General features: G+C 43.9%; 20 protein-coding genes and 5 tRNA genes. 12 read left to right on the top strand and 13 right to left on the bottom strand.

The window, feature by feature from the left end; genetic code table 11:
• Positions 1–6: 6 nt before the first annotated feature.
• The 4 genes from trpCF to OAG1_RS13515 are packed head-to-tail and all read right to left on the bottom strand — an operon-like array spanning position 7 to position 4,559.
• Positions 7–1,389 (bottom strand): bifunctional indole-3-glycerol-phosphate synthase TrpC/phosphoribosylanthranilate isomerase TrpF, encoded by a 1,383-nt coding sequence (trpCF, locus tag OAG1_RS13530; protein ID WP_338621661.1) that lies wholly within the window; start codon positions 1,387–1,389, stop codon positions 7–9.
• Complete coding sequence (gene trpD / locus OAG1_RS13525) at positions 1,386–2,390, bottom strand: anthranilate phosphoribosyltransferase (protein WP_338621660.1); 1,005 nt, start codon at positions 2,388–2,390, stop codon at positions 1,386–1,388. The genes trpCF and trpD overlap by 4 nt, the downstream gene beginning before the upstream one ends.
• A complete protein-coding gene (locus tag OAG1_RS13520; RefSeq protein ID WP_016400691.1) occupies positions 2,390–2,986 on the bottom strand; it encodes an aminodeoxychorismate/anthranilate synthase component II in 597 nt (198 codons plus the stop codon). Before OAG1_RS13520 ends, trpD begins: the two co-directional genes overlap by 1 nt.
• On the bottom strand, positions 2,976–4,559 hold the full coding sequence (locus OAG1_RS13515; protein WP_152785997.1) for an anthranilate synthase component 1: 1,584 nt from the start codon (positions 4,557–4,559) through the stop codon (positions 2,976–2,978). The genes OAG1_RS13520 and OAG1_RS13515 overlap by 11 nt, the downstream gene beginning before the upstream one ends.
• Positions 4,560–4,801: 242 nt before the next feature.
• Between OAG1_RS13515 and OAG1_RS13510 the strand changes: the two genes are divergently transcribed.
• Genes OAG1_RS13510 through rluB form a run of 5 tightly spaced genes read left to right on the top strand, consistent with a single transcriptional unit; the run spans position 4,802 to position 8,537 of the window.
• Positions 4,802–5,644, top strand: a complete 843-nt coding sequence (locus OAG1_RS13510) for a PHP domain-containing protein (protein WP_338621659.1) — start codon at positions 4,802–4,804, stop codon at positions 5,642–5,644.
• A 23-nt stretch (positions 5,645–5,667) separates the two neighbouring features.
• Entirely contained in the window at positions 5,668–6,288 is a 621-nt protein-coding gene (locus tag OAG1_RS13505) for an L-threonylcarbamoyladenylate synthase (RefSeq protein ID WP_016400687.1), read from the top strand.
• Positions 6,288–7,106 carry a ScpA family protein gene (locus OAG1_RS13500; RefSeq protein ID WP_338621658.1) on the top strand — a complete coding sequence of 273 codons (819 nt, stop codon included), beginning with the start codon at positions 6,288–6,290 and terminating at the stop codon, positions 7,104–7,106. The genes OAG1_RS13505 and OAG1_RS13500 overlap by 1 nt, the downstream gene beginning before the upstream one ends.
• Positions 7,099–7,650: an SMC-Scp complex subunit ScpB gene (scpB, locus tag OAG1_RS13495; RefSeq protein WP_016400685.1), complete on the top strand. Its 552-nt coding sequence runs from the start codon at positions 7,099–7,101 to the stop codon at positions 7,648–7,650. The genes OAG1_RS13500 and scpB overlap by 8 nt, the downstream gene beginning before the upstream one ends.
• Positions 7,651–7,676: 26 nt before the next feature.
• Complete coding sequence (rluB, locus tag OAG1_RS13490) at positions 7,677–8,537, top strand: 23S rRNA pseudouridine(2605) synthase RluB (protein ID WP_040306893.1); 861 nt, start codon at positions 7,677–7,679, stop codon at positions 8,535–8,537.
• A gap of 57 nt (positions 8,538–8,594) precedes the next feature.
• Here rluB and OAG1_RS13485 read toward each other — a convergent pair whose 3' ends face one another.
• From OAG1_RS13485 to OAG1_RS13475, 3 genes are all read right to left on the bottom strand, one after another.
• On the bottom strand, positions 8,595–9,191 hold the full coding sequence (locus OAG1_RS13485; protein ID WP_016400683.1) for a Yip1 family protein: 597 nt from the start codon (positions 9,189–9,191) through the stop codon (positions 8,595–8,597).
• 192 nt (positions 9,192–9,383) lie between these two features.
• Positions 9,384–10,133, bottom strand: a complete 750-nt coding sequence (locus OAG1_RS13480; protein ID WP_338621657.1) for a UDP-2,3-diacylglucosamine diphosphatase — start codon at positions 10,131–10,133, stop codon at positions 9,384–9,386.
• Positions 10,134–10,139: 6 nt separating this feature from the next.
• Positions 10,140–10,637, bottom strand: a complete 498-nt coding sequence (locus OAG1_RS13475) for a peptidylprolyl isomerase (protein ID WP_338621656.1) — start codon at positions 10,635–10,637, stop codon at positions 10,140–10,142.
• Positions 10,638–10,789: 152 nt separating this feature from the next.
• Between OAG1_RS13475 and cysS the strand changes: the two genes are divergently transcribed.
• On the top strand, positions 10,790–12,169 hold the full coding sequence (gene cysS / locus OAG1_RS13470) for a cysteine--tRNA ligase (RefSeq protein ID WP_338621655.1): 1,380 nt from the start codon (positions 10,790–10,792) through the stop codon (positions 12,167–12,169).
• Positions 12,170–12,212: 43 nt separating this feature from the next.
• Here cysS and OAG1_RS13465 read toward each other — a convergent pair whose 3' ends face one another.
• From OAG1_RS13465 to OAG1_RS13450, 4 genes are all read right to left on the bottom strand, one after another.
• Positions 12,213–12,941 (bottom strand): ABC transporter substrate-binding protein, encoded by a 729-nt coding sequence (locus OAG1_RS13465; RefSeq protein WP_338621654.1) that lies wholly within the window; start codon positions 12,939–12,941, stop codon positions 12,213–12,215.
• A gap of 98 nt (positions 12,942–13,039) precedes the next feature.
• The gene (gene folD / locus OAG1_RS13460) at positions 13,040–13,897 is read right to left on the bottom strand and encodes a bifunctional methylenetetrahydrofolate dehydrogenase/methenyltetrahydrofolate cyclohydrolase FolD (RefSeq protein ID WP_016400678.1); all 858 of its coding nucleotides are present in this window, start codon (positions 13,895–13,897) and stop codon (positions 13,040–13,042) included.
• Positions 13,898–14,074: 177 nt separating this feature from the next.
• Positions 14,075–15,739, bottom strand: a complete 1,665-nt coding sequence (locus OAG1_RS13455; protein ID WP_338621653.1) for a putative transporter — start codon at positions 15,737–15,739, stop codon at positions 14,075–14,077.
• A gap of 208 nt (positions 15,740–15,947) precedes the next feature.
• Complete coding sequence (locus tag OAG1_RS13450; protein ID WP_215426346.1) at positions 15,948–16,112, bottom strand: hypothetical protein; 165 nt, start codon at positions 16,110–16,112, stop codon at positions 15,948–15,950.
• 46 nt (positions 16,113–16,158) lie between these two features.
• Between OAG1_RS13450 and OAG1_RS13445 the strand changes: the two genes are divergently transcribed.
• The 5 genes from OAG1_RS13445 (at position 16,159) to OAG1_RS13425 (ending at position 16,808) form a co-directional block, all read left to right on the top strand.
• Positions 16,159–16,235, top strand: a tRNA-Pro gene (locus tag OAG1_RS13445).
• A gap of 47 nt (positions 16,236–16,282) precedes the next feature.
• A tRNA-Arg gene (locus tag OAG1_RS13440) sits at positions 16,283–16,359 on the top strand.
• 31 nt (positions 16,360–16,390) lie between these two features.
• A tRNA-His gene (locus OAG1_RS13435) sits at positions 16,391–16,466 on the top strand.
• A gap of 43 nt (positions 16,467–16,509) precedes the next feature.
• A tRNA-Leu gene (locus OAG1_RS13430) sits at positions 16,510–16,594 on the top strand.
• Positions 16,595–16,731: 137 nt separating this feature from the next.
• Positions 16,732–16,808: transfer RNA gene (locus OAG1_RS13425), tRNA-Pro, on the top strand.
• A gap of 262 nt (positions 16,809–17,070) precedes the next feature.
• Here OAG1_RS13425 and OAG1_RS13420 read toward each other — a convergent pair.
• Together OAG1_RS13420 and OAG1_RS13415 are read right to left on the bottom strand one after the other, a co-directional pair.
• Complete coding sequence (locus tag OAG1_RS13420; protein WP_338621652.1) at positions 17,071–18,033, bottom strand: MalM family protein; 963 nt, start codon at positions 18,031–18,033, stop codon at positions 17,071–17,073.
• 259 nt (positions 18,034–18,292) lie between these two features.
• Entirely contained in the window at positions 18,293–19,624 is a 1,332-nt protein-coding gene (locus tag OAG1_RS13415; protein ID WP_016400674.1) for a carbohydrate porin, read from the bottom strand.
• A gap of 841 nt (positions 19,625–20,465) precedes the next feature.
• Here OAG1_RS13415 and OAG1_RS13410 point away from each other — a divergent pair.
• Positions 20,466–22,286, top strand: coding sequence for a carbohydrate-binding protein (locus OAG1_RS13410; RefSeq protein WP_338621651.1), 1,821 nt, complete (start codon positions 20,466–20,468; stop codon positions 22,284–22,286).
• The last annotated feature ends 277 nt before the right edge of the window (positions 22,287–22,563 follow it).

The raw sequence follows: 22,563 nt of genomic DNA, 5'->3' as shown, positions 1-22,563 counted from the left end.
TTGAAACTAGTACTGTCTAATCTGTTCAAACGCAGCATTAATTTTTGCTGGGTCTTTTACCCCTGGCGCTTGTTCTACACCGGAGTTTAAATCTAAGCCTGCAGCGGCGTAGGCTAGTGCATCTTGAATGTTACTTGGGCTTATACCACCTGCTAGCATCGCACCATGACTGTGCTCACCTAACAGTTGCCAATCGAAGGTTTGCCCTGTACCACCGCATTGTCCGGCGACTTTGCTATCAAATAATACTTTGTCTGCGTTGCTTGGCGCTTCTGGTAGCGCTTCACTCACGCCAAGCGCTTTCCAAACTAGGCTGTTGTTAAGTTTTTCTTTTAGCTGCTCGATGAATTGCTCGTCTTCATCACCATGCAATTGCACTGCATGAAGTTTAAGCTGATTGGCAATATTGGCCACTTCTTCAACCGAGCTATTTACAAATACACCCACAAAATTAAGTGGTGCCGCTTGGCTGAGTTTTTCTGCTTGCGCTAGGTTTACGCAGCGCGGCGATTTTTCGGCGAAAATTAATCCGCCGTATACTGCGCCCGCTTGATAAACCGTTTTAACATCTTGTTCGCGTGTTAAGCCACATACTTTGTTTTCACCAAGTATGAGTTTACGACAAGCCATGTCTACATCATCTTGGCTCATTAGCGAGCTACCGACTAAAAAGCCGTTGGCGTATTTGGCTAGCTCACGCACTTGTTGGTGCTGATAAATGCCTGATTCTGAAATGATGATGCGATCTTCAGGAATTTGTTTGGCCAGCTCCGGTGTTCTATCTAAGGTAATCGACAAGTCACGCAAGTTACGATTGTTAATACCTATAACTTTGGCATTTAGATCAATGGCACGCTCAAGCTCTTGTTGATTACTCACTTCAGTAAGTACGCCCATATTTAGCTTGTGGGCTACTTCAGCCAGCAAGCGATACTCGTTGTCATCGAGAACCGATAACATCAGTAAGATGGCATCTGCTTTGTGATAACGTGCTAGATAGATTTGGTACTCGTCAATGAAGAAGTCTTTACATAACACAGGCTGCTCAACTTGCTCTCTAACCTGAGTTACATAGTCAAACTCACCTTGAAAATACTTAGTATCAGTAAGCACCGAAATGGCTGCAGCATAGTTTTTATATACGCCAGCAATTAGGTCCAAGTCGAACTCTGGGCGAATCAAGCCTTTAGATGGAGAAGCCTTTTTACACTCAAGAATAAACTTAGCGGGTGAGCCTGATAGCGCATCATAAAAACTGCGCTCTGTGGGCTTAACCTGATCTATAAAGCTTGCTAGTGCTTGGCTTTGCATACGCTCTGCTAACCAAATTTCTTTGTCAGCCACAATTTTATCTAGAATGGTGGCTTGTTTTGTTTCTACTTGGCTCACTGACTCATCTCCGCCAATTGGTTTGCTAGGGTTAATGGACGACCAGAGGCCATTTCATCTAAGGCCATTTTAACGCCTTGAGCAACATCATCAGCTTTACCTGCAAGCTTAAGTAACAAGGCAACATTAACTGCAACAGCTGCTTGTTGTGCAGGTGTCGCGGTGCCTTGCAATAACTGTAAAGTGATGGCTTTGTTTTCTTCAGGAGTGCCACCTTTAATGGCATCTAGATCGGCTTGCTCAACACCAAAATCAGAAGGGGTTAAGCTATATTCGGTAATCTTGTCGCCGTTAATTTCGGCAATTTGAGTTTCACCATGAATGGCTACTTCGTCTAAGCCTGCACCGTGAACCACCATGGCTTTTTTCATACCTAATTGTTGCAAGGTATGCGCGATGGGCGAAATAAGCGCGGGGTCATAAACGCCCATCACTTCCATACTTGGATGAGCTGGGTTAATTAGCGGACCTAGTACATTAAAGATGGTGCGGGTTTTTAAGGTTTGGCGCACCGGCATGGCGTGGCGTACACCTGCGTGATATTGCGGTGCAAACAAAAAGCACAGGCCCAATTTATCTAAACATTTGCGCGCGGTCTCTGGGGGCATTTGAATGTTAATTCCCAAAGCGGCCAATAGGTCTGAAGAGCCTGACTTACTTGATACACTGCGGTTACCGTGCTTGGCTACCTTAACCCCTAAGCTTGCTGCAACAAACGCAGAGGTGGTCGAGATATTAATGGTGTTGTGGCCATCACCGCCGGTGCCAACAATATCCGCAAAATCATAATCGGGGCTTGGAAAAGGCGCCGCATTCGCTAATAAAGCCTTGGCTGCTCCAGCAATTTCTTGGGGTTGTTCACCTTTAATCTTTAGTGCGGTTAGCAATGAAGATAAAACGATAGGCTCAACTTCACCCTGAATCACCTGACTAAACACCTGCTGTGCTTGTTCAATGCTTAAGTCTTTTCCTTGATATAGCTGCTCTAAAATAGCCTGCATTACGCTTGCTCCTTTTGGGTGGCCCAGTCTAGGCTGCGGGCTAATAGTGTTGCCCCTTCGCTGGTTAAAATGGATTCGGGGTGGAATTGAAACCCAACAATCTTGTCTTGTTCGTTGATTATCGCCATTGGCATGTTTTGATAATGAGCATTCACCACAACCCCATCTGGCATTGTAGTGGCTACTAACGAGTGGTAGCGCGCTACTGGCAGAGGATTGCTTAAACCTTCAAACATAAGGCGGTTGTCGTGCTCAATTGCCGACGATTTACCATGAACAATTTCATCTGCTTTACCCACCACACCACCATAACTTTCTACTAGTGCTTGGTGGCCAAGGCAGATTCCAATAATAGGTACTTCGCCTTTACATAAATCGATAAGCTCTAACATACAGCCCGCTTGTTGGGGGTTACCAGGACCTGGTGATAAAACCAATACTGGCGGAGTAGGGCTATTATCAATATGTTGCTTAATTTCTTTAGCGCTTAAGTGGTTACGGTAAATACTAACCTCTAAGCCTTGACTACGAAACTGATCAACAAGGTTGTAAGTGAACGAGTCAAAGTTGTCTAACAAAAATACACTATGCGTCATCACTAACATCCTTCAAAGTAGAACCGTGAGCGCGGGCAATGGCATTTAGCACCGCAGCTGCTTTGTTGCGAGTTTCATCGGCTTCGGCTTGAGGCTGTGAATCATACACCACACCAGCTCCAGCTTGAACATGCGCGACCTTTTCTTTAACAAAAGCAGAACGAATAACGATACAGCTATCCATGTCGCCGTTACCTGCAAGGTAACCAACTGCGCCTCCATAACTGCCTCGGCGCTGCTGTTCTACTTGGCGAATTAACTCTGAAGCACGAATTTTTGGTGCGCCAACAAGGGTGCCCATGTTCATGCAGGCTTGGTAAGCGTGAAGTGCGTCTAGGTCATTACGTAAGGTACCTACTACGCGCGATACTAAGTGCATTACGTGGCTGTAGCGGTCTACTTTTAGTAAATCAGCTACATGGCGAGTGCCTGGCTCACTGATGCGAGCGACATCATTACGGGCTAAATCAACCAACATAATATGTTCAGCGGTTTCTTTTTTATCTAGGCGCAGCTCAAGCTCTAGGCGACCGTCTAAATCTTGGTTAATTGAACCATCGGCGTTAAAGCCACGTTTGCGCGTGCCGGCAATTGGGTAAATTTCTACATCTCGGCTATCAGAGGAGTATTTAATTGCACTTTCAGGAGAGGCGCCAAACAATACAAATTCACTGTCTTGCAGGTAGAACATGTAAGGGCTTGGGTTGGTAATTTTTAATTCGCGGTAAGCGGCGAGGCTGTCAGGGCAAGAGAGTTTAAAACTGCGAGATGGAACTACTTGAAAAATGTCACCTTGGCGAATGTAGTCTTTCATGGTTTCTACATTCTGGCAGAAGTCTCGGTCGCTAATGTCAGCTTCAATCTTCCCTTGGTAATCACTAAAATCTGGCTGCGCTTGTTGGTGATTTTTATGCTCACATAATTCTACTAAGTGGGCTAAACGCTGATTTATTCTAGCTTGCTCACTTTCGTTATATACCGAGCCAATTAAGTGAGTCACTTGTTCTTGGTGGTCTATTAGTAGCAATGTTTCGGCGAGGTAGAACTGGTAGTCGGGGCAAATGTTGGTGCTTTCAGCGACGTCTTGTAGTTGCTCAAAGCTGGCGATGAAATCATAGGCAAATACACCGCCGATAAAAACGCCTTTATCATGAGAGGCTAGCTCACCGTAAAGTGTGGTTATTAACCGTAAGGCATCAACAGGAGAGCTCGCTTTTAAACGAGAATCCTCATCCAAATTAGCGGCTGGGAGTGGGTAATCTAAAACCAGTTGAGTTGCACTATGTTCGGTGATTAAGCTGTTGTCACTGTGTTCTACAACCGCCGAGATAACCGCTTCACCATTGAGTGATACCGCAGTAAACGTCACTTGACGACCTTTACAAGTGATCTTTAAGGCTGCATCGGCCAAAATTAAACTTTGTAGATTTTCTTTGCTGTCTATTTCGCAAGACTCTAGCAAAACATTGTGTTGACTCTCTTTGCAAAGCTCTTGATATAAGCTTAGTGGGTCAAGCACGTAGCTAGCATCAATTAAGTTGTTGCTTAGCTGCACCCTAGGGTGATTACTCATGGTTCGTTACTCCTCGTTAAGGCCGTAGCGCAAATATAAAAAAAGCCCGCATTAAGCGGGCTTTTTGTTGTTCTGTTCAATGTATTGGAAATACAACAACTCACACCCGTTTATTTCGGAGTGCGCCACCACCAAGATTTGTTGGTAAGAAGAAAAGTTGTCATGCTTATTCCTAGTCATTTTGATAGACTAAGTTAACTGTAAATGACATCACCAAGTCAAGAAAAAATTTAGGAAATTTAATGCGATTTGATTTGCATTGCCATACTACTGCCTCGGATGGTGGCTTAAGCCCAACTGAAATAGTAATGCGTGCCGAAAACATGCAAGTCGACGTGTTGGCTATTACCGACCACGACACCACAGCTGGCATTGCAGAAGCAAAAGCTAATGCGAAGCATGTGCAAATTATCACTGGCACTGAAATTTCTACTGCTTGGCATGCTTTTGATATTCATATTGTAGGCTTGAATATTGACGTGACGTCTACAGAATTACAAAGACACTTAGCTGAGCAACGAGACAAGCGAGAAGTTCGCGCTCAAGAAATGAACCTCCGTTTAGCAAAAGCCGGTATCCATGATGTTTACAGTGATGCGAAACAATTGGCAGGCAATGCCCCGATTACCCGTTCTCACTTTGCCAAGGTATTGGTGGAACGTGGTATAGCAGCTAACTTTAATAAAGTATTTGATAAGTATTTAAGCCGTGGTAATACCGGTTATGTGCCTAATAATTGGATGAGCATGGGCGATGCTATAGAGATTATTCACCAAGCCGGCGGCGTTGCTGTATTGGCTCACCCAACTCATTATGATTTGTCGAATAAATGGGTGCGTAAGTTGTTGGCCGAGTTTGCCGAATTGGGCGGCGACGGCGTAGAAGTGGCAATGCCGCAAATGTCTAAAGACCAATTACTGTGGCTAGCCGATTTAGCCGAACAAAATGGATTACGTGCTTCTCAAGGCTCTGATTTTCATCATCCCTCTCCTTGGCGTGAATTAGGTAGAGGCTTACAATTACCAGAAAAGTGCCAAGCTATTTGGCAGTTGTGGCCTGGCTTCTCTCCTGAATCCAATCGCTAGGCCCATTAATCGCAGGGACAGTTATGAGTCAGTTTTTCTATGTACACCCCGACAACCCTCAACAGCGCTTGATGAACCAAGCGGCTAATCATATTCAACAGGGCGGGGTGGTGATCTACCCAACCGATTCAGGTTATGCCATTGGTTGCCATATTGGTGATAAAGCCGCATTAGAGCGCATTTGCCGTATTCGTCAGCTAGATAAAAACCACCATTTTACTTTAATGTGTCGCGATTTATCTGAGCTCTCGGAATATGCGCGAGTGGGTAACCAAGCTTATCGCTTGTTACGCAACAATACCCCAGGACCATATACCTTTATTTTTAAAGGTACCAAGGAAGTGCCACGTCGTTTACTCAACCCTAAACGTAAAACCATAGGTATTCGAGTTCCCGACAACAAAATTGCATTGGCGATGCTGGAAGCTCTTGGTGAGCCACTAATGTCATCGAGCTTAATTTTGCCGGGCAATGACTACACCGAATCTGATCCGGAACAAATACGCGACCTATTGGAACACCAAGTAGATTTAATTGTTAACGGTGGCTATTTAGGCGAGCAGCCTACTACTGTTATTGATCTTTCAGAAGATGAGCCAGAGATATTGCGCAGTGGCTCCGGTGATACGAGCCCATTTGAATAATGTCTGAACAGGCTTCTCCTACTCAGCAATTAACCCTAGCCAGCGTAAATGGTGAGCCTTGGCTAGATATGCCGGAGGATTTGTTTATTCCGCCGGATGCCATGGAAGTGATTCTGGAGCAGTTTGAGGGGCCTTTGGATTTATTGCTGTATTTAATCCGTAAGCAGAAGTTGGATATTGAGCACTTACCAGTATTAGCCATCACCCAGCAATATATGGAATATATTGAAGCAATGCGAATGCTCAAATTAGAGCTCGCAGCAGAGTATTTGGTAATGGCAGCGCTGTTAACCGAAATTAAATCGCGTAGCTTGCTACCAGTACAAGAGCACGAACAAGTTGAGGAAGATCCAAGGGCTGAGCTTATTCGGCGTCTTCAAGAGTATGAATTATATAAAGATGCCACCGAAAAAGTAGATAGTTTACCAAGACAGCAACGAGATACTTACACGGCTATCATTGACCGCCCTCAAGATATGCCAATTAATGTTATTTACCCAGAAGTGACGATGGATGAGTTAATCCAAGCTATGCGGGGTATTGCTCAGCGAGTGGCTAACTTTGAACATCATGAAATTAAGCGTGAAAAACTGTCTACTCGGCAAAGGATGAGCGATATATTGGCCAGGTTACAACAACACCAGTTTGTCGAATTTAGTCAGTTGTTTTCCTTATCTGAAGGTCGTAGCGGTTTAGTGGTAAGTTTTTTGGCAATACTTGAGTTAGTCAAAGAAGGTTATATCAAGTGTGTGCAAAGTCAGCCTCTGCAGCCTATTCAAGTATTATTGGTTGATGCGGAGATCTCTGAGCATGGCTAAACCCAATTTAGTTAAGTTAGTTGAAGCCGCTTTGTTTGTTGCTGGCAGACCGCTCAGCGTTAAAGAGCTGCAAGCCACGGTGTTGGCAGATGTAGGCTTAGCTAAAGCACAAGTGAATATGGTGCTTGAAGAGTTGTCGTTGCGTTATCAAGATTCGGGTATTGAGTTGGCCGAAACCGCATCCGGGTTTCAATTTAGAGCGCGCCAAGAATATGCGCCACAATTAGCCAACTTATGGGCTGAAAAAGCCCCGAAATTTAGCCGAGCAATGTTAGAAACACTCACTTTAATTGCTTATCGCCAGCCAATTACTCGCGGTGAGATTGAAGCGATTAGAGGAGTGGCCGTGAGCAGCCATATCATAAGTGTATTGAGAGAGCGCAATTGGATCCGTAGCGTCGGACATAAAGAAATTCCCGGCCGTCCTACCTTATTTGCAACAACAACAAGCTTCTTAGATTACTTTGGTTTGAAAGATCTGGCCGATTTGCCAGAATTAGATCAATCTTTACTTGAAAAACTGCCGCAAGACTTTCAGACTTAGCGCACTTTACCACCCGGATAAGAAATATGAGTGAAAAACTTCAAAAAGTCCTGGCCCGCAGCGGTTTAGGCTCACGTCGTGAGATGGAAGCTGTAATTGACGCAGGGAGAGTAAGCGTAGATGGGAGTATTGCCACTTTAGGTGATCGCATCGAAGAAGGGGTTGAAGTAAGGGTGGATGGCCGTATCATCGATATTCAAAAAGTCGAAGATACCATTTGTCGTGTATTGGCTTACCATAAGTCAGAGGGTGAAATCTGTTCTCGCAATGATCCAGAAGGGCGAGAAACCGTATTTGACCGTTTACCACGCTTGCAACATGGTCGCTGGATTGCGGTAGGTCGATTAGATATCAATACCTCTGGTTTATTGTTATTTACTACCGATGGCGAGTTGGCTAACCGTTTAATGCATCCAAGTTTCGAAGTTGAGCGCGAATATGCAGTACGGGTATTTGGTGATGTAGATGACGAAGTAATTCGTAACTTGCGCACCGGTGTTGAATTAGAAGATGGCCGAGCAGCATTTACCACGGTTAAGCGCCAAGGCGGCGAGGGTATTAATCAGTGGTACTCCGTGACACTAAGCGAGGGTCGTAATCGCGAAGTGCGCAGAATGTGGGAATCTCAAGGCATGCAAGTGAGCCGTTTGATTCGGGTTCGTTATGGGCTTATTCCTTTACCTAAAGGTTTACCACGCAGCGGCTGGCAAGAAATGCCCTTAGATCAGGTAAACTACTTGCGTAAGTTGGTGCAGCTAAATAAAGAAGAGAATACGATTATCAAGGTGGAGGATCGCGTTCGCAGTACTCAGCGTATTAGAAAGTCGGTGCGTAAACATCGCTCTCGCACGCAAAGCCAAGCGGCAAAAAGAAGGCGTTTAAAATAGCCCTTTAGCCAATAAAAAAGCTCGCTTAGTTGCGAGCTTTTTTGTTTTGGTCTTGCGTCAATTCGCAAAGATGGGGCCTGCTCCACTAGACCATAAAATAACAGTTGAGATGAGCACGGTCACTAACATCACCAAGCCCACAGTGACTAGACTACTGGCAAAGATGAAGCCTCGCTCTTCAGGGATGTGCATAATGATAGGCACACCCGTGTACAGCAAATATACGGCGTAAGTGACACCAACTAAGCCGGCAACCATAACAAACCAAGGTTCTGGATAAAGCGCGGCAAAACCTACCATATAAATTGGCGTGGCTACGTAAGCAGATAGTTCTAGGGTTTGCTGGTAGGTGGTATCGGTGTTAAACGTTTTTGCCATCCAAAGCGCTGCATAAGCTAAGCACAACACTACGGTAACCATGGCAGCATACATAGCCACAGACATGAAAATGGCACTGTCGCTGGTTAATGAAAAGCTGTTTGCTCCCACCTTCCAACCAATGTGTACGGTAGAAAAGTAACCACAAATGGCAGGAATAAGTGCCATAAGTAATAAGTGCGACAAGCTCGCTCCGATCCCTTCGTGGTGCTTGTCAATGTCTTGCCATTCTTCTTTTGTATGTGAAGCTAGTCCCCAAACATGACTAAATAACATAGGCGCGTCCTCGCTAAAATTAACATTAATGCAACATTAATGATTAAGTTATGCGCGATGTCTATGAAATCGTCAAGTAGTTTATTAATTAAACGATTCTGCTGAGAATCTGGGTAAGAGTAGAGTATTCAAGTGCTTGGCTTGGTTTATTAACAATTTACCTAAGCAAAGTGCTAGTACTTAATGTTTAAATTATTGACCAAGCTCAAGCTTCTGTAGCTGACCTTTAGCGCTAAGTTCTAAGCCGTTTCGATCAATTTTTAACACACTCATTTGTTGGTACCAATCTCCAAGTACTACCCGATACTTGATTGCATTATTGGTTTGCTTAATAGGATGAATATCTGGCCGGTGGGTATGACCGTGGATCATGTAGTCGATAGCCTGACCTTCAAAGCGTTGTTCAACGGCTTGTTGGTTAACATCCATAATGCCAAGCGATTTGCTGGTATTGGCTTGTTTGCTTTTACTGCGGATTTTGTTGGCAATTTTTTGCCGAACAAATAGAGGCAGCAATAAAAATAAGCGCCTAAGCCAAAGCTTTTGAGTTACCTCGCGGTATTCTTGATAACCTACGTCGTCAGTGCACAAGGTATCGCCATGCAAAATTAAGACTTTATGACCGTAAAGATCTACCAATTTTTCTTCTTCAAGCAAGGTCATGCCGCAGCGTTTTGCGTAAGCCTTGCCTACCATAAAGTCTCGGTTGCCATGAATAAAGTAACTTGGCACACCCTTATCAGATAAAGCTTTTAACGCTTGCTCTACTTGCTTGGCCACCGGTGTTTTATCGTCATCACCAATCCAAAACTCGAATAAATCGCCCAAAATGTAGAGGGCATCGGCCTTAGGGGCTTGTTGTTGCAAAAAGTCGAGAAAGGCCTGAATAATGTCAGGCCGATCTTCACTTAGATGTAAATCTGAAATGAAATAGGTGTGCACGTAAGCTTATTCCGCAACACTTACAGAAGTGATTAGTACTTCTTCTAAAGGAACGTCTGAGTGAACGTAACCAAAGTTACCAGTGTCTACGCCTTTGATTTTGTTGACTACATCCATGCCTTCAATCACTTCACCAAACACGCAGTAACCCCAGCCTTCGGTGGTCTCTGCTTTAAAGTCTAGGAAGGTGTTGTCATTCACGTTAATGAAAAACTGGGCAGATGCTGAGTGAGGATCCATGGTGCGAGCCATTGCCAAGGTGCCAGTTTTGTTAGATAAACCGTTGTTCGCCTCGTTTTTAATTGGCGCTTTGGTTTCTTTCTCTTCCATGCCAGATGCAAAGCCACCGCCTTGAACCATAAAGCCATCGATTACGCGGTGGAAGATAGTGTCGTTGTAAAAACCGTCTTTTGCATAAGCAAGGAAGTTAGCAGCTGTTTCAGGCGCTTCAGCGGTGTTTAGTTTAACCACGATGTCGCCAAAATTTGTATGTAAAGTAACCATTGTTTCACCCTTTTTTGGTAAGTGCACCGATTCTAAACTTTCCCATGTCTACTGACTAGTCACAGCGCTTAATTCGGCTGTTTTTCCTCAAGCGCAGTGTTAGAATAGCCAACCTTAGCAATAGTCAGTAAATGGAACAGGAAACCAATTAGATGTTACAGATATACAATACTTTAACCCGCAAGAAACAAGCGTTTAAGCCCTTAGTCGAAGGGAAAGTGGGTATGTATGTTTGTGGAGTTACCATTTACGACTACTGTCACATTGGCCACGCGCGTACGTTTGTTGCTTTTGATACGGTTGCTCGCTACTTACGTTGGTCGGGGTACGAGCTAAATTTTGTTCGCAACATTACCGACGTAGACGACAAAATTATTAAACGTGCTGCTGAAAACGGCGAAAGCTGTGATGCCTTAACCGAGCGTTTTACTAAAGCAATGCATGCTGACTTTGATGCACTGAATATGCTGCGCCCAGATATTGAGCCTCGGGTAACAACGCATATGCCAGAAATCATTGAGGTGATAGAAAAGCTTATTGCTAATGGCCATGCCTATGTTGCCGACAGCGGTGATGTACTGTTTGAAGTAAGCACCTTCGCCGATTACGGCAAGCTGAGCTTACAAAACTTAGAAATGCTACAAGCAGGCGCGCGAGTAGAAGTAGAAGAAGACAAGCGTAATCCTCTTGATTTTGTATTGTGGAAAAGTGCCAAACCTGGTGAGCCTATGTGGGATTCTCCATGGGGTAAAGGTCGCCCTGGCTGGCACATTGAATGCTCAGCAATGAATATGAAGCACTTAGGTGATGTATTTGATATTCACGGTGGTGGTTCAGATTTAGCTTTCCCACACCATGAAAACGAAATTGCTCAATCTTGCTGCGCCCATAAAACCAATTACGTGAACTACTGGATGCACTCTGGCATGGTTCAAGTAAACAAAGAGAAAATGTCTAAGTCTTTAGGTAACTTCTTCACCATCAAAGATGTGTTAGAAGTGTATGATCCTGAAACGGTGCGTTACTTCTTGTTGTCTGGCCATTACCGCAGCCAGTTAAATTACTCTGAAGACAACTTAAAGCAATCTCGCTCGGCACTTGAGCGTTTGTATACTGCCTTGCGTGGTATTGAGCTGGTAGCTGTAGACGAACAAGTAGCAGCTGCTTATCGTGAACCGTTTAAGGCCGCGATGGATGACGATTTTAATACGCCAGAAGCCTTGCCTGTTTTATTCGAGTTAGCAAAAGAAATTAACCGGGTTAAAGACAGCAATGCAATGTTAGCCGGCCAGTATGCTAGCTTGTTGTTAGAACTTAGCGCGGTGCTTGGCATTTTGACTCAAGATGTAGAAACCTTTTTGCAAGGTGAGCACGATAGTGAAGTGGCTGAGATTGAGGCTTTGATTGCTGCGCGTAATCAAGCACGAGCTGATAAAGATTGGGCTGCAGCAGACATTGCGCGTAATCGCTTAACCGAAATGGGTATTGTGTTGGAAGACGGTGCAGCAGGCACCACTTGGCGTAAAGCCTAAGCAAGGTTTACGGATAACAAAAAGGCAGCCTAGGCTGCCTTTTTTACATCTTGTATTTCTTTAACAAGCCCTGATATTGCTCGCCAGAGGTCACTTTGCTTAGTGCGGCTCTAAAGCGTTGCAAATAATCTGGGTCAGTCCCTTGGCTAAATGCATAACAACCCTCTAACTTACCCAGCTGATGAACAGGTTCAAATAGTTCACTTTCAAATCCTAAGGCTTTAGCCGTTTGCTCGACGACCTCGGGTTCAGAAGCAATAACATCAACACGCTCGCGCTTTAACATGCGTAAGGCTTTTTCTAAGTCTTCGGTAAGTGATATCTGCTCAAACTCAACGCCTTTATAGAGCAAGAGTTGTTCGCCAACGCCGGCCTTCATAGCGCCAAATAGGAGTTTTGAATTTGGTCCAATTTGGTCAATTTTGATAGCGCGTGACTTTAAAGCGATGAGCTTAATATTGGAGGTGGTTATGGGGCAGGCCCAGTGAAACATGTGTTCTCTACGGGGGCTACGCATGGTAAGAAACAATGCCATATTGGGGCGATGCTGTAGCAAATAGTAGGCTTTTTCCCAGGTTTGCACTTTAATAGGTTGAGGATCTTCGCCCATCTCTTGCCACACTAAACGCAGTAGTTCTACAGAAATACCGGTTAGGTGAGCATCTTCTACATAGTTAAAAGGGCGCAGGTTTTCCGTTACAAAGCTAATGTTTTCTGCACGAGCGGCAAAAGGTAAGGTTAAACACAGCAATAATAAGTAACGGTGGAGCATAAGTAATCCTAATCTAGTCCCTTTGTTAAAATTAGCTTACTTTTGATTAAGTTGCAGTGAAAATGGCGAATACTTGATCTGAGTATTCGCCCAGCCAACTATTTGTCGTGGAACTCTTCACAGGCTTCTAAGGTGTTTTGAATAAGTGTTGCTACTGTCATTGGGCCAACTCCACCAGGTACTGGCGTAATAAACGCGGCATTTTGACGAGCAACTTCATATTCAACATCACCAGCTAGTTTACCGTTGTCTAAGCGGTTAATGCCTACATCGATCACCATTGCGCCGGGTTTAATCCATTCGCCAGGAATAAATTGCGGTTTACCTACAGCAACAACTACTAAATCGGCGCGACGCACATGCGCTTCTAGGTCTTTAGTAAAACGGTGACAAGTGGTGGTAGTGCAGCCAGCTAGCAATAACTCTAAGGTCATTGGTCGGCCAACAATGTTCGAGGCACCAACAACCACGGCTTCTAGGCCGTAAGGGCTGACACCGGTTGATTCAATAAGGGTAATAATGCCTTTGGGAGTACATGGGCGCAGTGCTGGAATACGTTGAGCTAATCGACCAATGTTATAAGGATGAAAACCATCTACATCTTTGTCTGGGCGAATACGCTCAACCACTTTGGTTTCATCGATACCTTCGGGTAAAGGCAATTGCACTAAGATTCCGTCGATTAGTGGGTCATCGTTAAGTTTGTCAATTTCGGCTAATAGCGTTTGCTCATCAGTGTTGTCATCTAAGTCGATAGACTTCGAAATAAAGCCAACGGCTTCACATACGCGGCGTTTGCTGCCTACATAAACTTGAGAGGCTGGGTTATCGCCTACTAAAATCACGGCTAAACCTGGAGCACGTTTCCCTTCAGCGACTCTTTGCTTAACACGCTCAGCAACTTGATCTTGAACTTGTTGAGCGATTTTTTTTCCATCAATTATTTGTGCAGACATTGATTCTTCTTTAACGAGTGATTGACCATGCTAGAGGGCGCTATTTTGGCATGATAGGCGAATAAATGTCAGATCTTTTTTTTAGCAAAAAGGATGGTTTTAAAAAGAAGTTGAGCGAAACGGGGGAATTTATAAGGCGGATAAAGAAAAAGCCTGCTTGCACAGGCCTTTATATAACTAAGCAGCAACCCAGAGTAATACAGCGATTACTTGCGGTGATAAAATCCGTAAACACATTACCAAAGGGTACACCGTAGCGTAGGCTAAGGCCGAGGCACCGCTGGTACTGTGGATAGAGTTAGCAAATGCCAACGCTGGTGGATCGGTCATCGAACCTGCCATCAAACCACATAGGCTTAAGTAATTCACTTTTAGAACGTAACGCCCAATAAAGCCGATAATAAGCAGGGGAATAAGGGTTATAAAAGCGCCATAGAACATCCAGCTAAGGCCATCGCCCTCGACTAAAGTTTCAATGAAGTTAGCACCCGAGTTAATACCTACAACCGCCAAAAATAGCACAATTCCTATCTCTCTAAGTGCTAAGTTAGCACTTGGTGGCATAAACCAGTAAAGGCGGCCAATACTGCCAATTCTCGCAAGAATAATTGCCACAATAAGTGGGCCTCCAGCCAATCCTAGCTTAAGAGGAGCCGGCAAGCTTGGAATTGCTAAAGGCAAAGAACCCAGTAAAACACCTAAGCCAATACCGATGAAAATAGGCAGCATTTGTACATGCTGTAACTTGCTACGCACGTTGCCTAGGCTTTTGGCTACTTTTTCAATGTCTTGGCTAGGACCTACGATATTAAGAATGTCGCCAAACTGCAAAATGGTGTCTTTATTAGCAACCAGCTCAACACCGGCACGGTTTAGGCGCGAGATAATTACGTCAAAGCTATGTTTTAAATCTAACTCACTGAGTTTTTTACCTAAAATCCGCTCTTCGGTGACTACAACCCGCTCGCTGCGAAGCAAGGTCCCTTTAGTAGAAAGAGATTCATTAATCTCTTGGCCAATGATTAAGGTGGCTTGTTCTAGTTTATTGCGGTCGGGACCAACTAAGTGCAGGTAGTCGCCTAGGTGCATCAGCATATCGGCACCAGGTACTTTTAGCTCGCCATCTGATTTTACTCGCGAACAAATTACATCTTCGCCAATTAGTTTACTTAACTCAGAGAAAGCAATGCCATTTAGGTTGGGGTTTTCAATAATAACGTTTATATCGAGTAGGCTTTGTTTCTTTTTACCTTTGGCATTATCGAAGTCTTCTGCTTCTTGTTCGATATCAACGCGAAAGGCAAGGCGGATGATCCACATAGTGAGCAAGATGCCCAAAATACCAAAGGGGTAGGCCATGGCATAACCTAAACCGAGTACGGTGGTTTCTTCGGTAGCCATACCTAGTTCTTGCAAAATTTGCTGACCAGCTGCTAGAGAGGGGGTATTGGTAACCGCGCCGCTATATATGCCTAAAAATACGTTTAAAGGCAGGTCGAAAATAAAATGAAGTGCAACTGCAGTAACGCCGCCCAATACGACTATGCCAACGGCTAGTAGGTTTAATCGTAAGCCGCTTGCTTTAAGGGAGGCAAAAAAACCAGGACCTACTTGGATACCAATGGTGTAAACAAATAGGATAAGGCCAAACTCTTTAATAAAATGTAGTGCGTGTGGATCAAGGTGCCAGCCAAATTGTTTGATGAAATGGCCAACAAATAGGCCTCCAAACAATACACCGCCTATGCCCAAGCCAACACCACGAACCTTTATTCCACCAAACCATAAGCCTATAACAGCCACTGCTGATAGCACCAAGATGGATAACGCAACTTCACTCATGAGATTCCATTCCAATCGTAAAAAACATTTTGTGTTTAAATAACCAGCACGAGACTACTACTTTAGTCGTAGTTAACTATTGATTTGGATTAATAAATAACAATGATCTAAATAAACAGTGCCTACGTAAAAAATGTGGAAGTGCAAAGCTTGTTGATTGGTACATGACGTTTGTTTGCTGATAAATAGCGCTAGATATTGTTGAAATTCACCCATTTTGGCTATGCTGTAACCAATCGGTAAATATCAGTAAAAAACTGTTTGACGCTGACCAATCAAGTGGGTAGTATTCGCCTCCGTTGAAGGGCACAATCAGTGCTTTAAACAAATCGGTGAATAGCGTAGTTTGATAGCGCATCGCCGCGAAGCTCATAAAGAGCGGGACCAGAGGGTATAGCCTTCTAAAATATCAAAGCAATCGGTGATTAGCGCAGCTTGGTAGCGCATCTGGTTTGGGACCAGAGGGTCGGGAGTTCGAATCTCTCATCACCGACCAAATTTTTGAAGCCTAGTGTTTACACTGGGTTATTTGACGCTAAAGATGCGCCCTTAGCTCATCTGGATAGAGCAACGGCCTTCTAAGCCGTAGGTAGTAGGTTCGAGTCCTACAGGGTGCGCCAAATACATGCTCTAGTAGCATAAAAGTTTGTGGTGGGTATAGCTCAGTTGGTAGAGCCCCGGATTGTGATTCCGGTTGTCGTGGGTTCAAATCCCATTACTCACCCCATTATTCGACTACATTGCCATAGCAATGTTGCGAAAATAGTTTTGCGGAAGTGGCGGAATTGGTAGACGCGCTAGATTTAGGTTCTAGTATCGCAAGGTGTGAGAGTTCAAGTCTCTCCTTCCGCACCATTATTGGTGTAAGCGTAGGTAACGCTAAAAAAATACCAACAAGTTTTCGGTGATTAGCGCAACTTGGTAGTGCATCGTCGCGAAGCTCATAAAGAGTGGGACCAGTGAAGGTCTGGTAAACATACCAAGTCAAATTTCGGTGATTAGCGCAGCTTGGTAGCGCATCTGGTTTGGGACCAGAGGGTCGGGAGTTCGAATCTCTCATCACCGACCAATACATGAAGCCTCGTCAGCAATGACGGGGCTTTTTTGTATTTGGTGTTTATTGAATTTTGAGTGTTGGTGTCGGGAGTTCGCCTATTAAGCTTGGCTTATCATCGACTATTATCTAAAGCCTTGCCCACAGTGGTAAGGCTTTCTGTATTTTACGTTTATTAAAATCTGAATGTTTGTGTTGGTGGTGTGCTCGACTTAACACACCTACAAATACAAAAGAGGGCCGTAGCTCTCTTCTGAGGTAAAGTTTAAAGTTATTGCTAGTGATGCTTTTTCATTGCTTCAACCAAGGCATCGCGGGCTGAGATTGAACCTGCACGCTCTGCTTCTTCCACAAAGCTTAACGCTTTATCAAAGTCACTGGCTTTTACCGCATTTTCGATAAGTTGATTAAACATTGCTTCGGTTTCTGGTTGTATAGGACTCGTCTTGGTTTTTGCTGAACTTACCGCAACAGCGGTTGTAGTGCTGACTGCTGCTGGCTCTGAAATTAATGCGTCTGCAGAGTTTTGCTGTTCAACCATGTCATTAGCTGAGCTAGCTGCCCCTGGTGCGTAATCGAAGGCTAAGCGGAATACACCGGTAGCTGTGTGTGCAATGGGCTGGTTACTGTACATTTTTACTACATCGGCCTCTCTACCTAACTCCACTGCTTTTGGATCGGGTGGGTCGAGTTTAGTGGTTTGTTGCATCGCTTGGTCTGTTGTAAGCACCACTAGGTACTTAGCTTGTCTCCCATCTCGAAACACTGCGGGTAATTCCACATTGCCAAAAAAACGGTCAATACTTAATAGCGAGCCGTTCTCGTAATTGATAGTTTCTTCCCCGTAAACATCAATGGGATCGAAGTTTTTGTCGAGTACTAATAGGGTAGGAGCAAAAACACTGGTAACAATGGGGGAAGATACCGCAACCTTAATGGGGCCATTTACTTCTGGTAATTCAACGGCTTTAACAAAGGATTTACCTGTTCTGAACTGAAAAGCGGGATCTTGAGTAGTGAGGGTAAAGTCAACTTTACCTGGCGCCGATATTTTTTGGTAATTGAGCTGTGACAAGTTAGAGCAACACACAGGCGCTTGCTCTAAGGCTTGGTAACCAATGCTGGGATCTATTTTCTGTACGGATTTTGCGTCGGCAGCACCATAATCAATAATCATACTCTTATTACTACTACAGGCCGCTGTTAACGCAACCATAGTTATTACTAGTAACTTTTTCATCATATCTTCCTTGTTGCTAAGCAAAGATCATTGCCTTCACCTTTATTTGTTGTTTTTGTTTTATCTTGTTGCTGTTTGTTGACTAAGTTATTGCTAATTCACAAAGGCTTAGCGTAAAGTAGGCAAGGTGAGTATTCGCCACAAATATTTCACCTTGCCTATTAGGGTTAGTAAAGCTTCGTCATCACCCGAAGTTTTACCGGAGTGTTTGAAGTTGGTGCCACACTAACTCCAATCACTTCTTCCTAAGGGCTCGTTTCTACCACCACATGTCCGCTTGAACACCGTAAACAAACTCACCTTTTTGCTCACCATTTGCATTGGTATTATCTTGGCCATTTGTCTTACCGTCGATGTAACTTGCTAACAAGCGGATCTCAGGAGCAGGGCCAGTACCAGTACCAATTACCCAAGTAGGAGCTATGGTTGCTTTGTACTGTGAAGATTCAAACAAAGTGTTACCGCCTGAGCCTTCTACGTCTGTTTCTGTGTAACCAAATTCAGTAGCAATGGTGAAATTGTCGATAGAGTTAATTAAGAACACCGGGCGAGCCATTGCTGACCACCATAAGCTCTTGTTGCCATTATCTAAATCGTCATACTGCATTTGTACAGACGGGAAGATCATAACGCTGCTGCCAAACCAGCCACCATAAGCTAAAGCGCGGTAAGATTTATCGCCTTTATCTACGTGAGCCATGCCAACAGGGCCTTTACCAGCGCTGCCTGGCGCATAGCCGTTGTAGTTAGTGAATGACTTACCAAGCATGCTACTAGCACCTAGGCCTGAACCGGCTTGAACAGAGATTTTTGAGAAACCATTGCCCAACCAGAAGAAGTCTTTTGGTGTGTATTGAACATGCGCTTCAATACCATTAGTGGCAAACTCAGAAACAGTAATATTGCCATTTCCGTCATCACTGCGAGACACGTTGTCAGCCATGTATTTACCCACTAACTCTACGCGCCAGTTGCCGTAATCAGCACGAGCGTGACCTAAGTGAAGTGGGGCGCTTTCGTCGCTGCCATAGCCGTTGTCATCGGGGCGGTTACTTGCTAAGTAAGCAAAATCCCACTTTCCGCCGCCTAGTTCCATTTGCTGAACACCTAAACCCGTGCCCGACCAATCTGTGTAGAAAAAGTCAGTCATGAAGATGTAGTTATCACGGCCGTAGTAACGCTGACCACCCCACATTTTGCCGGTGTTTGTTAAGCCTTCAAACTCTACAAATCCCTCTAGTAAGCCAGTAGCTGAACCGTTAATCGAGTAGTTCTGCTGAGCTTCAAATGCATCTTCGCCAGTGTTGTGCTGACCTAAACGCGTTTTGATAGCAATTTTTTGACCGTTGTCTAGGGCCCATGTTTTGTTAAACGCTAGCTCGTAGAAGTCATCACTTTCAATACCTAAGCGACCTAAGCTTTCTTTAGATGCAGGGTAAAGTGCTTGGTTGCCGCCAGTTGAGCCAGTAAATAGCGCGCCAGAGCGAAAGTATCCGTGGAATTCGAATCCTTCTTCAGCTGCAACAGTTGTGCTAACTGCGCTAGCTGCAAGTGCCATTGAACATGCAACAGATAGTGCTTTAATTTTCATTTTAATTTAACTCCCTAAATATATTTCCGTATGTCTTCATTGGGCTTCCTTAAACATCGCTGTTTTGCCAAAAGACGATTCGATTATAGGGATCTGAAACCGGTTTTATTTTGAACTTCGTCACAATGATACCGGTTTCAATGGTGTGTGGATCACAGTTCTATTTCGATTTTTAAAATTCATAAGCAAAAGTAAATTTTTGTTAACGCTGCGGAGCGTTAGGGCAAAAATAAGCGATTTTGAATGGTAGCGTTAACATGTGATGTAGGGCGGTTTTTAGCTTGCTAATTAGATTATGCATCACCTTTACAGTGTTTTATTGGATATCTTAATTAATATAATCAATTACTTACGGTTAATTATTTATTGTGGGGGCTTATTCATTACCACGTTATTCCAAATTGCTTGTAACAACCACGAGCAAATATGATTTTTAAAAGCTTGAATAACAAAATATTAACGTCGTGTTTGGTGCGAGTGCAAATGAATAGTAGAGCGATGATATTTTAGGCCTAGTGGCTAAGCGTTCGGCTTTAGAGTGTTGCTCGAAATGACCTTGTTTGTTTGCTACCTATGGCATTGCCGAGTGGTGCTTATTCTGTGTTTTTAATATAAGTATTTGTTTTATAATTATTAAATTTCCAATGACAATCTGAAATTAGCAACTACCTTCTCACTTTCAGCCACAAAAGCTCGCTCCTTTATTTATAGTTCGATGATTTTACTTTTAAGCAACATTTTGATGAAACCGGTTTCATTTGTGTGTTTGAGTTCACGGTTTTAATTAGTTTGAGTGGTAAAGTAAAAGCGTTATTACGAGAACTTTATGGAAGAGCGATATATGAAGAAAAGGACAACTACCTCGGCAATACTGGGTGTTTCTCTAGCGGCGTTGTTAGGTGGGTGCGGAGCAACCAGTAAGGTTGAGCCTAATCTAGATGTAACATCGTACAAGCGTCATCAGTTTTTGCCTCCGCAGGGTAAAACCTTAATGTTTATTGGCCAAGACATACAAACTATTAATGAGTTTGTTGCTGACACAGGAGTGCAGCCTGCTGCAGTTACAGCTTACGCCTCGGCCGACTTAACTGGTGTGCTTAATGCTTTTCCTGAGTCGCATGGGTCTTTGGATATTCCTGGTTATGCCGAGGATTACCCAAACGCTACGTTGGCGATAGGTTTGTGGCTAAAAAACACCTATAAGAAGTTAGCAGAGGGGCACCCACGTAGCGTCAATAATGTAGACCGTTTAGTAAAACATCTAAAGGGTTTGAATAGGCCAATTATGCTCAGAATTGGCTATGAAGTAGATGGTTACTGGAATAACTACCACCCAGAGGAGTTTAAAGCCGCTTGGAAGGTTATCACTGCTGCTATTGCCAAGAATGACGCGCAAAATATTACTACTGTTTGGCAAATTGCTGGCTATTGTGCATCTATGGACAACTCGGTGTTTACCGAAACTCAGAACAGTTTTAAGGGCTTAGATTATGACGCCTGGTACCCAGGCGATGAGCATGTTGATTGGCTGGGGCTTTCATATTTTTCCCAACCTCGTGATTGCCTAAGTGATACAGCTAAAAATGCCGCTGGTGGTTTGCCGAGTGCTTTTGGCTCCTTGAGTGATGTTGACGAGCAAGGCAATAGTTTAGCTTTGGACAACATCATCGCTTACTTAAATGCAAAAGATAAACCTATCTTTGTTGCTGAAGCTAGCCCTAAATACTATTGGATTGAACGTGGCGAGTACAAACCCGATGCAGATACCACGGTGAATAACTTACAAAAAGTTAGTGGCGAGCAAATTTGGCAAGATTGGTATGAGCCGTTCTTTGATTTTCTGAAACGTCATCAGCAATCAATTCGCGCAGTGTCTTACATCAACATGCATTGGGAGTCATTTGCTGGCTGGAGTTGCGACATTAAAAACACCCGCGCAGTTAAGCTTGGCTTAACCTGTAAAGATGGCATATGGGGTGATGCCAGAGTGCAAGTTAATCCATATATTAAGCAGCAGTTCTTTAATCGCCTAGACAACGGTAAGTATATTTATCGCCAAGAAGACGGCGGCTTTGATCAATTGAGTGGTTGGACTGAAGCCAGTGTTGCAATAACGGCAGTAACAGCCGCTAAGTCAGAAATAGCCAAGGTGGTTAAATCAAGCCCATTTCACGATAAACCTGCTGCAATTCCTAGTCGTATTCAAGCACAAGAGTACGATAAAGGAGGCGAGGGCGTAGCTTATAAAGATAGTTCGGGCATAAACCACGGTGCGAACGAATGGGGGATCCGCTTCCGTGAAAATGAACTTGTTGATATTGGCAAAGATCCCGAGACCGAAAGCTTCGTAGTTGGCTGGACAGCCAAAGGTGAGTGGTTGAATTACTCGGTTAGCGTGGCCGAAACAGGCACTTATACCGCTAACTTTAGGCTGGGACATGGTGGGAGAAAAGCCGGCTCTTTCAAAGTGCTGTTAAATGGCGAAACACTCATCGAACAAGTAAACATTCCGGCAACTAAGAGCTGGGAAACCTACCAAGTAGTGAGTCTTGAGGAAATAACGTTAACTCAAGGTGAGCACTTACTTACCATCGAATTTACTGCAAGTGGTGACTATAACACGCCAGGAAACATCGACTGGTTCGAATTTGTTCAACAATAGGAGGTGCCTTAGTCGGATCTATTTCATTCCTCTTCCTTGGCTATATTAGCAATTGCATAGCCTTTGTTTGCCCGCATTGACTGCGGGCTTTTTTTTGCCTTAATCAGCTTCAAATAAATGTTAATGCTTAGTTAATTATTACTGATCAAGATCTCATTTCTCTTTTAGATTACTTGTTTGTTTTCATAATCAATAATATTCTGAAACCAGTTTCAGGAACCGGTTTCATTTTGTGTTTTTTAATCGGATTCTGGGTTAAGGGAATAAGGTAAACTGG

Source organism: Agarivorans sp. OAG1, assembly GCF_037076485.1.
GTDB classification, from domain to species: Bacteria; Pseudomonadota; Gammaproteobacteria; order Enterobacterales; family Celerinatantimonadaceae; genus Agarivorans; species Agarivorans albus.
This window is presented reverse-complemented; position numbering and strand designations above follow the sequence as displayed.